Origin of the sequence: Actinomyces slackii (assembly GCF_900637295.1) — a bacterium.
GTDB lineage: Bacteria > Actinomycetota > Actinomycetes > Actinomycetales > Actinomycetaceae > Actinomyces > Actinomyces slackii.
Map to the genome: position 1 here is coordinate 2,690,294 of NZ_LR134363.1, position 12,256 is coordinate 2,702,549.

General features: G+C 69.2%; 12 protein-coding genes, 1 pseudogene and 1 riboswitch. Of the genes and pseudogenes, 5 read left to right on the plus strand and 8 right to left on the minus strand.

All coding sequences use genetic code 11. The annotated features are described in order from the left end of the window. Window positions 1-3: 3 nt before the first annotated feature. Together thiD and dapA are read right to left on the minus strand one after the other, a co-directional pair. Window positions 4-864 carry a bifunctional hydroxymethylpyrimidine kinase/phosphomethylpyrimidine kinase gene (thiD, locus tag EL266_RS11035; RefSeq protein WP_034514772.1) on the minus strand — a complete coding sequence of 287 codons (861 nt, stop codon included), beginning with the start codon at window positions 862-864 and terminating at the stop codon, window positions 4-6. Then, a riboswitch (TPP riboswitch) is annotated at window positions 855-948 on the minus strand. It overlaps the preceding gene by 10 nt. Before the next feature lie 105 nt (window positions 949-1,053). Then, window positions 1,054-1,950, minus strand: a complete 897-nt coding sequence (gene dapA, locus EL266_RS11040; RefSeq protein ID WP_026426635.1) for a 4-hydroxy-tetrahydrodipicolinate synthase — start codon at window positions 1,948-1,950, stop codon at window positions 1,054-1,056. Between the two features lie 93 nt (window positions 1,951-2,043). Between dapA and EL266_RS11045 the strand changes: the two genes are divergently transcribed. Beyond that, window positions 2,044-2,772, plus strand: coding sequence for a GNAT family N-acetyltransferase (locus EL266_RS11045; protein ID WP_026426634.1), 729 nt, complete (start codon window positions 2,044-2,046; stop codon window positions 2,770-2,772). Window positions 2,773-2,882: 110 nt separating this feature from the next. Here the strand turns inward: EL266_RS11045 and EL266_RS14065 are convergent. The 3 genes and pseudogenes from EL266_RS14065 to EL266_RS11055 form a co-directional block, all read right to left on the minus strand. After that, window positions 2,883-3,011: pseudogene (locus EL266_RS14065) on the minus strand (hypothetical protein); the annotation flags it as partial. Further along, window positions 2,998-3,159 carry a hypothetical protein gene (locus EL266_RS13430; RefSeq protein WP_156907639.1) on the minus strand — a complete coding sequence of 54 codons (162 nt, stop codon included), beginning with the start codon at window positions 3,157-3,159 and terminating at the stop codon, window positions 2,998-3,000. The pseudogene EL266_RS14065 and the gene EL266_RS13430, both read right to left, overlap by 14 nt. A gap of 225 nt (window positions 3,160-3,384) precedes the next feature. Continuing rightward, a complete protein-coding gene (locus tag EL266_RS11055) occupies window positions 3,385-4,203 on the minus strand; it encodes a helix-turn-helix transcriptional regulator (protein ID WP_331852923.1) in 819 nt (272 codons plus the stop codon). Between EL266_RS11055 and EL266_RS11060 the strand changes: the two genes are divergently transcribed. Continuing rightward, entirely contained in the window at window positions 4,157-4,894 is a 738-nt protein-coding gene (locus EL266_RS11060; RefSeq protein ID WP_026426632.1) for an alpha/beta fold hydrolase, read from the plus strand. The genes EL266_RS11055 and EL266_RS11060 overlap by 47 nt on opposite strands. 60 nt (window positions 4,895-4,954) lie before the next feature. Here the strand turns inward: EL266_RS11060 and dapB are convergent, their stop codons facing one another. Further along, complete coding sequence (gene dapB / locus EL266_RS11065; RefSeq protein ID WP_026426631.1) at window positions 4,955-5,707, minus strand: 4-hydroxy-tetrahydrodipicolinate reductase; 753 nt, start codon at window positions 5,705-5,707, stop codon at window positions 4,955-4,957. Window positions 5,708-6,018: 311 nt separating this feature from the next. On the opposite strand from dapB, the gene EL266_RS11070 reads away from it, so the two are divergent. From EL266_RS11070 to EL266_RS11080, 3 genes are all read left to right on the plus strand, one after another. Continuing rightward, window positions 6,019-6,615 (plus strand): TetR/AcrR family transcriptional regulator, encoded by a 597-nt coding sequence (locus tag EL266_RS11070; protein ID WP_169719941.1) that lies wholly within the window; start codon window positions 6,019-6,021, stop codon window positions 6,613-6,615. 107 nt (window positions 6,616-6,722) lie between these two features. Then, window positions 6,723-7,775, plus strand: a complete 1,053-nt coding sequence (locus EL266_RS11075) for an alpha/beta hydrolase (RefSeq protein WP_084500588.1) — start codon at window positions 6,723-6,725, stop codon at window positions 7,773-7,775. Between the two features lie 47 nt (window positions 7,776-7,822). After that, a complete protein-coding gene (locus EL266_RS11080) occupies window positions 7,823-9,052 on the plus strand; it encodes an alpha/beta hydrolase (RefSeq protein WP_051281039.1) in 1,230 nt (409 codons plus the stop codon). A 20-nt stretch (window positions 9,053-9,072) separates the two neighbouring features. Here EL266_RS11080 and EL266_RS11085 read toward each other — a convergent pair whose 3' ends face one another. Further along, window positions 9,073-10,434, minus strand: coding sequence for a M16 family metallopeptidase (locus tag EL266_RS11085; RefSeq protein WP_026426628.1), 1,362 nt, complete (start codon window positions 10,432-10,434; stop codon window positions 9,073-9,075). Window positions 10,435-10,558: 124 nt separating this feature from the next. Then, the gene (locus EL266_RS11090) at window positions 10,559-12,100 is read right to left on the minus strand and encodes a catalase (protein WP_034514757.1); all 1,542 of its coding nucleotides are present in this window, start codon (window positions 12,098-12,100) and stop codon (window positions 10,559-10,561) included. Window positions 12,101-12,256 lie beyond the last annotated feature (156 nt).

The following is a 12,256-nucleotide window of genomic DNA, read 5'->3' on the forward strand; positions in this document are numbered from 1 at the left end:
CGCTCATGCCTGGACCTCAACGGCACTGGGAGCGTCGATGGCCCGCCGGAGACGGTGGGCGTGGTCGATGGGGCCGTTGCCCCGTCCGACCTTCAGCGCCTCACCATGGGCGACGGCCTCGTGCAGCCACGCGGTGACCCACGCGAGCGCCGCTTCCGGCTCCTGGCCTGCGGCGAGCCGGGTGGCCAGGGCGGAGGCGAGGGAGCAGCCGGTGCCGTGCGTGGCGGTGGTCCGTACTCGAGGGGCGGCCGAGCGGGCAAGGACGCCTCCGGGGCCCACGAGGATGTTGGCCACGTCCTGACCGTCCAGGTGTCCCGTCTTGACCACCACCTGGGTGCCGGTGCGCGTGGACCAGCGCATGGCCTGCTCGACGGCCTCACCCTCGCTGCGGGCCAGGGGCTCGCCGGTGAGAGCAGCCAGCTCGGGGATATTAGGGGTCACGATCGCCCGGCGCCGGCACAGGCGGCGCAGGGCGGCCTCAGCATCCGGTGCGAGGAGCCGGTCGCCGCTGGTCGACACCATGACGGGGTCGATGATCAGGATGGCAGGCGCCTGCTCGTCCAACCAGCGAGCCACGGTGGTGATGATGTCCCTCGTGCCGAGCATGCCGAGTTTAACGGCATCGATGGTGACGTCCTCGCTGACGGCGCGCAACTGCCCCTCAAGAAATGCGACCGGAGGCACGTGCACGGCGCGGAGCCCTGTCGTGTTCTGCGCCACGAGGCAGGTGACCGCATTCATCGCATAGCCACCGGCAGCGGTGATGGCCTTGCAGTCGGCGCTCGTTCCCGCACCCCCCGTGGGGTCGGTCCCAGCTACTGCGAGAACGCGGGGAACGGATTGGGCATGCACAGATGACGGCATGTGGACATCCCTTCGCTAGTACGAACTAGATCAGGTTCCACGGGTGTGATCTCAGCGCCGGTCGGCGCACCCCGTGTCCACGGCCCAACGTAGACCACATCATGCGCGCGCGCCACCACCCCACTCGTCCCAGCCGCTGAGGTGAGTGAGGCGGCGGGATGCTGGGTCGCGCACTCGCTTGCGCACCGCCTACAGGAGCCGGAGCTCCTCCAGGGTCTTCCGCAGAGCGGCGACCTCCTCGGCCTGCGCGCGCACCAGGGGCAGGCGCAGGTCGGCATGGGGCAGGCGGCCCTGGAGGAGGAGGGCCTCCTTGGCCATGACGGCCCCCTGTCCCCCGCCCATCATGGCCTTGACCAGGGGTCGCATGCGCTGAGCCACGGCGCGGGCGCCGGGCAGGTCGCCGGCGTCGACCTCCTCGATCATGGTGCGCCAGGAGTGGGCGTCGGCGTGGGCCACCACGGAGACGACGCCGGAGGCGCCGTGGGCCAGCCAGGCGAAGTTCAGGCCGTCGTCGCCGGAGTAGAACTCCAGGCCGGTGGCCTCCATGCGGGCGAAGCCCTGCTCGACGTCGCCGGTGGCGTCCTTGACGGCCTTGACCCGGGGGTGCTCGGCCAGGCGGGCCAGGGTCTCATCGGTGATGCGCACCCCGGTGCGACCGGGGATGTCGTAGATCATGACCGGCAGGTCGGTGGCCTCGACGACCGCCATGATGTGCTGGTAGACGCCCTCCTGACTGGGGCGGTTGTAGTAGGGGGCGTTGATGAGCAGGCCCTGGGCTCCGGCCTCCTGTGAGCCCACACCGTTGCGCACCGCGTGGGCGGTGTCGTTGGAGCCGGCCCCGGCCACGATCATGGCCCGTCCGGCCAGGGCGTCCTTGACCTCGCGGATGAGGGCCTGCTTCTCGGGCAGGTGGGTGGTGGGGGCCTCGCCGGTGGTGCCGGACAGCAGGATCATGTCCGCGCCGTCCTCGACAAGGCTGAGGGCCAGCGCCTGGGCTGCGGGGATGTCCAGCTCGCCCTGCGGGGTGAAGGGCGTGACCATGGCGACGCCGACGGAACCGAAGCTGCGGGAGGGGGCGGTGCTCATGGGCACAGCCTAGCGCCGTGGTAGGCGCTGCACTGAGGATTGCCCACCGGGCGGGGCCAGATGGCTGCGGTAGCGATCGCTTAGGCTCGGGCCATGACCTCTCGATCAGAGTCCTGGGAGCAGGAGCCCTCGGTGTTCACCGCCAGTCCGATCGCCGGCCTGGATGCGCGCGCCGGGGGCCTGGATGCGCGCGCCGGGGGCCTGGATGAGCGCGTGGGGGCCTCGGGCGGGCCGGGCCGCGAGGATGCGCAGGCCGGATTCGTGCGCCCCGCGCGGGCCGAGGACCTGCCCGCGATGGGCCGGGTCCACGCGGCCACGATGCTGGCCTCCCTGGAGGCGGCCCATGACTCGGCCCACGGCGCCGCCCTGCCCCAGGGCGTGCGCGACATGATCGCCGCCCCGGTGATCACGGCCGGCTGGCAGGAGGCGGTGACCGCCCCGCCCTCACCGGCCCATCATGTGCTGGTGTCCACGCAGGGCGACGAGGTGGTGGGGCTGCTGGGCCTGGCCCCCACGCGGGCGCGCAGCGAAGCAGAGGAGGCCGAGGGCGCAGAGGGCGCCGATGCGGCCCTGGCGGCGGAGGTCACCGCCCTGGGGGTGGATCCGGCCCATCAGGCCCGGGGCCACGGCTCGCGCCTGCTGGCGGCCGCGGTGGACCTGGCCCGTCAGGATGGCGCCCAGGCACTGGTGGTCTGGGCCGTGCGCGGGGATGAGTCCCTGACCAGCCTGCTGCGCGCGGTGGGGATGGCGCCCACAGGGGCCCGCCGCGACCTCCCCGTGGGCCAGGGCATCACGGAGGAGTGCTGGGCCGCCGCCATCTGAGCGGTGCGGCTCAGTCCAGCGCGACGTACCGGATCTCGAGGAAGTCGGCCAGCCACCGCACGATCTGCGTGACAGCGCGCTGATCCAGGGCGCCCGCCCGAGATCACGACGGCTGGGCGGCGGCCCACCTGCTCACGCCCCACCCCACGTGCGAAGTCGACCCAGACGACCTCGCCGCGAAGGAAGGAGATCTCCTGAGGCGGCAGGCCGCCCATCACGCCCTGCTCATCCCTCGACATAGTAGGTGGGGAGGTTGAGCCACTCGCGGCTCTCCGCCTCGTAACTGGCTCGCTGCTCCTGGGTCATGGAGTGGATCGCCCCTCGCAGCGATTCCATGCGCTCAGCGCGGGCCGCCTCGCGCAGGAGATCGTTGATGGCGTCATCCATCGTGCCTCCACGACGCTGCGCGTGCGCGCGCAGGAGATCTCGCGTCTCGCGGCTCACTTTGATGGTCGTCGAAGTCATACCGCCAGTATGCCGCCATGGTGCTCTTGTTCCCCGACCCGCCTGCCCGCAGGAGCGCGGGGAGTGGCGGGAGATGAAGCACCACTGCCCCGACCCGTGGGCCTCGGCTGCTTTAGATGTACTGACCGGAGACGTTGATCGGGGTGGTCAGCTGCGGTCGATGCCGACGCTGGTGGCGGTGGGTGGGGGTGTGCCGATCTGAGCCACTGTGTGGCCCGCGCACGGTTGGCGAGTGACGCTCGCTCGGCGGATCCTGCTGACCGAGAACCAGCGCACGGCATCGCGCAGGCGGCACCAACCGACGAGGTACCACGTGCCGTTGGTGTTGGCGAACACGATCGGCTCGACATCCCGTCGACTGCTCGCACCGCCGGCGGCGACGTAGTCGATGCGCAGCACGCGCTGCTCGGTCATGGCCTGTTCACAGGCAGAGCGAATGACCCTCGAGGAACTGGACGCAGGGTTGACCCACACCCGCGAGGCGAGCTGATCGACCCGCGCTCGGGTGCTCGGATCGAGGACATCCATGATCTTTCCGACCGCGGAAGCGGCGAGATCCGAGTAGGGCGCATCGGGGGCCGCGGCAACGGCGGCCAGGAGCGAGAGAGCCTGAGCGTCCGTGAGGGTCACCGGCGGCAGCGCTCCCCTGCGAAGAAGTCCGTACCCACCGCCGGGGCCCGGCCTCGACCAGAGCGGCAGCCCGGATGCCTCAAGCGCGGCCAGGTCTCTCTTGATCGTGCGGACCGAAACCTCGAACTCGCTCGCCAACTGCTCGGCGGTCCGTCCACGATCTCCCGACCGGCGCAGTGACTCGGTCAGCGCGTGGAGCCATTCCGCTCGTCTCACCGCCCGAGTCCCGTCACATTCATGCCACAAATAGTGACACACCGTTGACCGCGAGCAGTACCACACTGTCCACATGACCTCGACATCGCCCGCGGCGCGCCAGCCGCACATCGTCCTCATCCCCGGCTACTGGCTCGGCGCCTGGGCCTGGAACGAGGTGATCGAGAAGCTGACCTCCGCAGGGGTCCTGGCCACAGCCCTGACCCTGCCCGGCTTGGACCCGCAGGACCCGCAGCGCACGGCACGAACGCTCGACGACCAGGCCGAGGCCATCGCCGAGGTGCTTGATGAGTTGGGCGGCGACGCCGTCCTGGTGGCGCACAGTGGCGCGAATGGGCCCGTGAGCCTGGCCCTGGACAGGCACCCGGAGCTGATCCGCCGCGTGATCTGGGTCGACTCCGGCCCAATGGCCAACGGCGGCGCCTACGCGCCCGACCTTCCGATGGCAGTCTCCGAACTGCCGCTGCCAGACTTCGACAGCCTGGGTCAGGAAGCCAGTCTCGACGGTCTCACCGACCTACAACTCGCCCGCTTCCGCTCCAAGGCCGTGCCCGAACCGGCCGGAGTCGCTCGCAGAACCGTCGAGCTGACCAATGCTGCACGCCACGACGTGGCCACCACCCTGATCTGCTGCTCCCTGCCCAGTGCCCAGATCCTCGCACTGGCCGAGCAAGGACACCCCATGTTCAGCGCCGTGGCCCAGCTCACCCACATGGACATGGTCGACCTGCCCACCGGCCACTGGCCCATGTGGAGTCGCCCACAGGAGCTCGCCGACGCCATTCGCACCGCAGCCAACTCGACCAATTGACCTCACGCCTCATGGTCCAGGAAGGGTGGCCTCATTGAACAACGTCCCCGACCAGGACAACTAGAGGTCGAGGAGGGCCTCCAGGCCGATGGTCAGGCCCTGACGACTGCCAACCTCTCGCACGGCCAGGACGACGCCGGGCATGAAGGAGGCGCGGTCGAAGGAGTCGGTGCGGATGGTCAGCTGCTCCCCCGGGTTGCCCAGGACGATCTCCTCGTGAGCGGTCAGGCCCCGCAGGCGCACGGCGTGGACGTGGATGCCCTCGATGACGGCGCCCCGGGCACCGTGGGGGTCCTGCTCGGTGGCATCCGGGCTGGGGCCCAGGCCGGCCTGTTCGCGGGCGGCCGCCATGGCGGTGGCGGTGGCCACGGCAGTGCCCGAGGGGGCGTCGACCTTGCCCGGGTGGTGGAGCTCGATGACCTCGGCCGACTCGAAGTACCGGGCGGCCTTGGCCGCGAATCCCATGGCCAGGACCGCGGACAGGGCGAAGTTGGGGGCGATGAGGACGCTGCGGCCGCTGGCCTCTGGGCGCTCGAGGTGCTCGCGGATGCGGTCATAGGACTCCGAGGTCCAGCCGGTGGTTCCCACGACGACGTCGAGGCCGGCATCGATGAGGGCGTGGACATTGGCCTCGGTGACATCGGGGACGGTGAAGTCGACGGCCACCTGGGCCCCGCCCAGGTGCTCGGCATCAAGGGCATCGCCCACATCCAGGCGGGCGACGAGCTCGAGCCCCTCAGCATCCTCGACCGCCTGGCAGACGGTCGACCCCATGCGCCCGGCGGCGCCCACAACAGCAACGCGAATGGTCATGCCGGCAGTCTACGCAGCATCCCGCGAGCCGCGGCCGGGCCGTGTGCCCACCGTGAACATCGTTGAGACTCGCCCAGCAGTCTCTCCCCGCCCGACAGCGCGGGTTGGTGAGGCTGCGCCATCTACCACTGCGGCACCCCATCGTGCGTGGCCACTGGCTCCACCAGCTCAGGCCGCGTGGTCGTGCGCCGACTCACACCTTGTTCTTGCGGACAGACGTCCTCTCGACACCATCTATGCACTATCCTGAGTAAAGTGCAAACTTTGCACTATCTGGCGTGAAGTGTATTTCAATGGATGGGGAGGGCCGCATGACACCGACCATGAGCGCACGCGAGCGCATCCGCTGGCTGGAACAGTTGGCAATCCAGGAGGCAGCCCTGGACCTGACGCTGACCAAGGGCTACGCCCACTTCACGATGGACGAGCTCGCCAAGGCCACCGGCATGCCGCGGCGCACCCTGTTCCAGCGCGTCGGCGACAAGATGTCGGCTGTCCTCGGCGTCGAGGAGACGCCCCACATCGACCATCTGCCGCCGATGGACCCGGCGCTGCCTCCCCTCGCCGCCTGCACCGACCTCGCCGTGCAGCTCATCGACCGGATAGAGGTGGATGAATCAGTCGTCGCGATCCACGCCAAGAGGCGCCAGGCCATCGCGCAGGAGCCCCGTCTCGCGGAGGAGATGATCCAGCGCACAACCCGCAACATGGCCGCGCTCGGTGAGATCCAGCGCGTACAGCGCGGTTGGAGCGCTGACGACCCACGTCCGCAGGTGCTCGCGCGCGTCCTCGGCGTACTGGTCGAGCAGGCGGTCACCAACGTACTCGCCGCCCGCGACCAGGGCACCGCCCTCGATCTCGGCGATGAGTTACGACGCCTCGCCGACGCCCTCAAGTCCCTGGTCTGAGCTGATACCAGGACTGGGAGCAGCCGAATGCGCGCCAGCGCCACACCCGCCCCTGCTGCACCGGGCGCTGACCGACTCGCCACGGCCTGAAAGAAACTCGAGACCCTATGGCGTCGACCGATCCCGCGCACCACACGCCAAAGACCGCCCGCCCAAGACGGAAGCGCCGCATCGTGCTTTCGATCATCGCTGCACTCGTGACGATCCCCGTTCTGTTCACGGGCATCTCGACTTTCCACACGCAGTGGATGATCGGGCTGTTCCAGTCGGCCTTCGGGGTGGTTGCCGACTCCACCATGGCGCCACGTGATCCGCAGTTGGAGGGTGTCCAACCCGGCGGGCAATACCGCGTCTCCAACATCCAGTACGGCACCGAGTACCCCAACAGCTATTTCGACATCGTCTACCCCGACGCCAACCGTGCGAAGGAGCGCCCGACGCTGGTCTACGTGCACGGCGGTGGTTTCTTCTTCGGAACCAAGCAGTCCGGTGACCCGCTGTCCGGCGCGAAGTCGAACGCCATCTTCCAGGCGCTCACTGACAAGGGCTGGAACATCGTCACGATGGATTACGCACTGGTGCCCGGCCACCACTACCCGACGCCGCTGCGACAGATGGACCAGTTCCTCGCCTTCCTCACGGCCCACGCCGACGAGTACGGCCTGCAGATGGACAACGTCGATTTCTTCGGCCAGTCGGCCGGGGCTATTATGATCAGCCAGTACTTCACCGCCGCCACGAGCTCCGAGTTCGCGAAGCTGGCCGACGTCCACCCCACCTTCGACGTGACGCGCGTCGACACTCTCGCCATCGACGACGGTCCGCTCATCTACTCCGACATGAACCTGTACACGAAATTCATGGTCGGCAACTACATCGGCGGCACCACCTATCTGTCGGTCGAGCAGCAGAAGTCGTACAACCCTATCCCCTACGTGAACGAACGCTTCCCACGCTCTTTCGTCATCGGCAGCGACTCCTACGGCGATGACATGGTCACGCTCACCGACCAGCTCACCGCGCACGGCGTGGCGAACAAACTCGTCTGGCCCAGACTCGAGGACGGGACGAAGACCGGGCACACCTTCGTGACCCAGATGGACAAGCTTCCCGTCGCCAAGCGCACCTTCGATCAGATGGTCGACTACCTCGACCACTGACCGACTTCCCCTGGAACGGCCCGCCTCGACCATCACAAAAGGACACCATGACCAGCCACACCGCGCAGTCACCCAACGCCAGCGCCACCGGCGCCGACTGCCCCGCTCGACGACGTGGGAGTGCCGCCCTTGCCGTCACCTCGCTCGTCGTCGCCGCACCGCTGGCGATCCTGGCCGTTGGCGCCATTTTTCCACGCATTCCGGTCCTCGGGGTGCTCGGCTCGTTCACCATCCCGACGGTGGCGCCGTGGGCCTTCGTCCTGGCGCTGGTGGGTATCCTCCTCGCGGCGCTGGCCCTGCGCGCAGGGCGCCGCCGCCTCACCCGTGTCGCGGCAGCCATGAGCGCGCTGGCCTTGCTGGGCACGGGGACCGTGTTCGGCACCCACGTGGTGCTCGCCCATCGCGCCGGGGTCCCCCTCGGGCCGCAGATGTTCTCGATGCAACTCGCCTCCGACGGCCACCCCGACGAGTCCCTGACCTACCTCACCGACCCGACCGGCGCCGCACTGCGCATGGACGTCTACAAGCCCGCCGCTACGGCGGGCAAGGGCGCACCGGTCATGGTCTACGTGCACGGCGGCGGCTGGAACTCCGGCGAGCCCGACGAGACCGCTGCCACGCTTCGCTGGTTCGCCGACCAGGGGTACCTTGTGCTGGCTCCGCAGTACACGCTGGCCAGCGCACAGTTTCCGACGTGGAACATCGCCATGCCACAGGTCGGCTGTGCCCTGATCTGGGCGGGTGAGCACGCCACGAGCCTCGGTGGCGACTCCTCCCGGCTGGCCGTTTTCGGTGGCTCCGCCGGCGGGAACCTGGCCCTGACGACCACCTATGCTGCCGCAGCCGGCACGCTCACCCCCGCCTGCGAGGGCACCGTTCCCAAGGTTTCCGCCGTCGCCGCCGGCGTACCGGCCGTCGACCCCGCCTACGTGTACGACACCCGGGATCCGCTCATGAAGGGCTACACCCAGCAGCTCGTACGCGACTTCCTGGGTGGTACGCCGGACGAGCATCCCGACCGACTGACCGCTGTCCAGGTGCGCACCTACCTGACGCCGAAAGCGCCGCCAACCTTCTTCGGCGCCAGCGTCGGCGACCACATCGTTCCCGTCGAAGGCACCAGCCGCTTCGAGCAGGAGGCGCGGGACGCGGGCGTCGACATCACCGCCCACTACATCCCGTTCAGCGACCACCTCACCCCGGTGCTCAACCACGGTCTGACCGGAGAGACGCTGCGACTCCAGATCCGCGACTTCTTCCGCGAGCACGGGGTCTGACTCAGTATCAGGCCGCGCCCTCAGTCGTCCTCCGGACCCACGAGGACCCGGGCGCGCTCCTGGGACACGAGCCAGGAGGCAAGGGCGCGCACATCCTCAGCGGTGACCTCCTGGAGCAGGCGCAGGTTCTCCCCCATGGAGCGCAGGCGCCCCGTGGTGACCTCGGCGCGCCCCAGGCGACCCATGCGGGCCAGGCTGTCCTCCCCGCCCAGCACCAGGGAGCCGCGGATCTGGCCACGGGCCCGGGCCATCTCGTGCTCGGAGGGACCATGCTCCGCGAGCTTCTCGAACTCCCCGATCATGACGGCGCACACCTCCTCGACATGGTGCGGCGCGCAGCCCGCGTACAGCCCGAAGGCGCCCGCCCCCGCATAGGAGGTGTCGAAGGCGAAGGTGGTGTAGGCCAGGCCCCGCTTCTCGCGTACCTCCTGGAAGAGGCGCGAGGACATTCCCCCGCCCAGGATGGTGGTCAGGACGCTCATCGTCCAGCGCCGCTCGTCGCGCACGGCCAGGCCCTGGCAGGTCAGATAGACATGGGACTGCTCCACGTCTCGCGGCACGGTGACGTCCTGGACGCTCAGCGGGGAGAAGGGCTCGGTCTCAAAGCGCCGTTGACGCGGAGGAGCCGAGGACGAGTCATCCCATCCCGCCGCGGCCAGGTCCGCCGACACGCGCTGACAGACCTCATCATGGTCCACCGCGCCCGCCACCGCCACGACCAGGGCGTCGGAGGTGTAGGTGCGCCGGTAGTGCTCCCACACGGCGTCGCGGGGCACGGCGGTCACGGTCTCGTAGGTGCCGCCGATGGGACGCCCCAGGGGCGTGCCCTCGCCGAAGGCCGCCCGGGCGAAGGCCTCCTGGGCCACATCCGCGGGATCGTCGGCGGCGTCGGCCAGCTCGGAGACGATGACCCCGCGCTCGGTCTCGACCTCGTTGGGATCCAGCAGGGAGGAGGTGACCATGTCGGCCACCACGTCCAGGGCGCCCATGGCGTCGGGCGCCAGGACCCTGGCGTAGTAGGAGGTGTGCTCCTTGGAGGTGGCCGCGTTGGACTCCCCGCCGATCATGTCGAAGGCCTCCGCGATGCCGTGGGCGTCACGCGTGGGAGTGCCCTTGAACAGCAGGTGCTCCAGGAAGTGGGTGGAGCCCTCCTGGCCCGGGGCCTCGTCGCGCGAGCCCACGCCCAGCCACAGGCCGATCGCCGTCGAGCGCAGGCCCGGCACGGACTCGGTGATGACCCGCACCCCGCCGGGCAGGATGGAGCGGCGGGTCAGGGCGCCGTCGTCGATGAGCGAGAGCTCGGCGGCAGGATCGCCTGCGGCGACGCGAGGCAGCTCCACCTCTGCGTAGTCGGTGGAGGAGGCAGCGGCGCCAGCGCGCAGAGGCGCGCCGGGCCCTGGACGGGGGTCGCGTGCTGAGTTGGTCACCGGCAGAGCCTAACGGCTCGGCCCCTGCCAAGGCTCGGGGCCGAGCCTTGGCAGGGGCCGAGCAGAGTCGGACCGGGGATCAGGCGGAGTCGCCCTCGCGCAGCGGCGTGCGCTCCGCGGCTGAGTCTGCGGCCTGGCCGGTGAGGCGGGCCACGGTCTCCTCGATACGGGCCCCCACCCCCTCGTCCACGCTCCTCCAGTACCACAGGGCGCGCTCAAGCACCTCGGGGCGCTCGATCTGCGCCAGGCCGCCCGCGACGGTGTCGACCAGTCGCTGGCGCTGGGCCTCGGTGAAGACCTCGCGCACGAGGATCCCGGCCTGGGAGAAGTCGTCGTCATCCTCGCGCAGGGTCTGGGCGGCCAGGACCATCTCCCCGTCAGCCTCCCATCCGCTCTCCAGGCGGCCCTGCTCATCGGCGTAGGGCCGCCCTGCCGAGTTCGCGGCGTAGGTGGGCTGGGCGCCGGAGTGGAAGTAGCGCATGGGCCCATCGAAGGTGTAGGTGTTGGAGGCCTCGCGCACCTCGGGCAGCGGCTGGTTGACGGGGATCTGATCGTGATTGACCCCCAGCCGGGCGCGCTGGGCGTCGGCGTAGGCGAAGACTCGGGCCAGCAGCATGCGGTCCGGGGAGAAGCCGATGCCCGGGACGATATTCGAGGGGGCGAAGCTCGCCTGGTCGATCTGGGCGAAGAAGTTCTCCGGGTTCTCGTTGAGGGTCAGGGTGCCGACCTCGATGAGCGGGTAGTCGGCGTGGGGCCAGGTCTTGGTCAGATCGAAGGGGTTGATCCGGTAGGTCTTGGCCTCCTCATAGGGCATGACCTGAATGGACAGGGTCCAACTGGGGTAGTCCCCGCGCTCGATGGCCTCGAACAGATCGCGACGGTGGAAGTCGGCGTCCTGACCGGCGATCTCCTCGGCGTCCTGGCCCGACCAGTTCTCCACGCCCTGGTTGGTGTGGAAGTGGAACTTGGTCCAGAAGCGCTCCCCGGCCTCGTTGATGAGCATGTAGGTGTGGGAGCCGTAGCCGTTCATGTGCCGCCAGGTGCGCGGCAGGCCCCGATCGCCCATGAGGTAGGTGACCTGGTGAGCGGTCTCCGGGGACAGGGTCCAGAAGTCCCACTGCATGGTCTGGTCGCGCAGGCCCTTGTCCCCCAGTCGCTTCTGGCTGCGGATGAAGTGGGGGAACTTCATGGGATCGCGCAGGAAGAAGATGGGGGTGTTGTTGCCCACCAGGTCCCAGTTGCCCTCGGTGGTGTAGAACTTCAGGGCGAACCCGCGCACATCGCGCCAGGTGTCCGGGGAGCCGGCCTCACCGGCGACGGTGGAGAAGCGCAGCAGGGCGCGGGTGCGAGCCCCGGGCTGGAAGAGGGCGGCCTTGGTGTACCTGCTGATGTCCTGGGTGATGACCAGCTCGCCGAAGGCTCCCGCTCCCTTGGCGTGGGGCTTGCGGTCGGGGATGTTCTCCCGATTGAAATGAGCCAGAGAGTTGACCAGGTGGTGGTCGTGAAGGAGCAGCGGGCCATCGGGCCCCAGCGTGACGCTCTGGCGATCGCTGGCCGCGGGCGCCCCGTTGAGCATGGTCGACCCGGAGTCATCACCCGGATTGATTGGCTTCTCTGACATATTTCCTCCTTTGGATACGTTGCTCATAATGAGACCACGAAGGGGGGAAGAAGACAAGAGCGCCACGCCCCGGCAGAGCGCGAGCACCCCAAAAGCCAGAGAAGACCTGAAAAAACGGCTCCCGAGCACGGCGGCTCGGGCACACCGGCAGCCGCG

Bases quoted from the DNA above. Each gene is read 5' to 3' on its own strand.
- EL266_RS11070 (WP_169719941.1), top strand. From the start codon at position 6,019: ATGACACCGACCATGAGCGCACGCGAGCGCATCCGCTGGCTGGAACAG.
- EL266_RS11060 (WP_026426632.1), top strand. From the start codon at position 4,157: ATGACCTCGACATCGCCCGCGGCGCGCCAGCCGCACATCGTCCTCATC.
- EL266_RS11055 (WP_331852923.1), bottom strand. From the start codon at position 4,203: ATGAGGACGATGTGCGGCTGGCGCGCCGCGGGCGATGTCGAGGTCATG.
- EL266_RS11090 (WP_034514757.1), bottom strand. From the start codon at position 12,100: ATGTCAGAGAAGCCAATCAATCCGGGTGATGACTCCGGGTCGACCATG.
- EL266_RS11045 (WP_026426634.1), top strand. From the start codon at position 2,044: ATGACCTCTCGATCAGAGTCCTGGGAGCAGGAGCCCTCGGTGTTCACC.
- dapA (WP_026426635.1), bottom strand. From the start codon at position 1,950: ATGAGCACCGCCCCCTCCCGCAGCTTCGGTTCCGTCGGCGTCGCCATG.
- EL266_RS13430 (WP_156907639.1), bottom strand. From the start codon at position 3,159: ATGGATGACGCCATCAACGATCTCCTGCGCGAGGCGGCCCGCGCTGAG.
- EL266_RS11080 (WP_051281039.1), top strand. From the start codon at position 7,823: ATGACCAGCCACACCGCGCAGTCACCCAACGCCAGCGCCACCGGCGCC.
- dapB (WP_026426631.1), bottom strand. From the start codon at position 5,707: ATGACCATTCGCGTTGCTGTTGTGGGCGCCGCCGGGCGCATGGGGTCG.
- thiD (WP_034514772.1), bottom strand. From the start codon at position 864: ATGCCGTCATCTGTGCATGCCCAATCCGTTCCCCGCGTTCTCGCAGTA.
- EL266_RS11075 (WP_084500588.1), top strand. From the start codon at position 6,723: ATGGCGTCGACCGATCCCGCGCACCACACGCCAAAGACCGCCCGCCCA.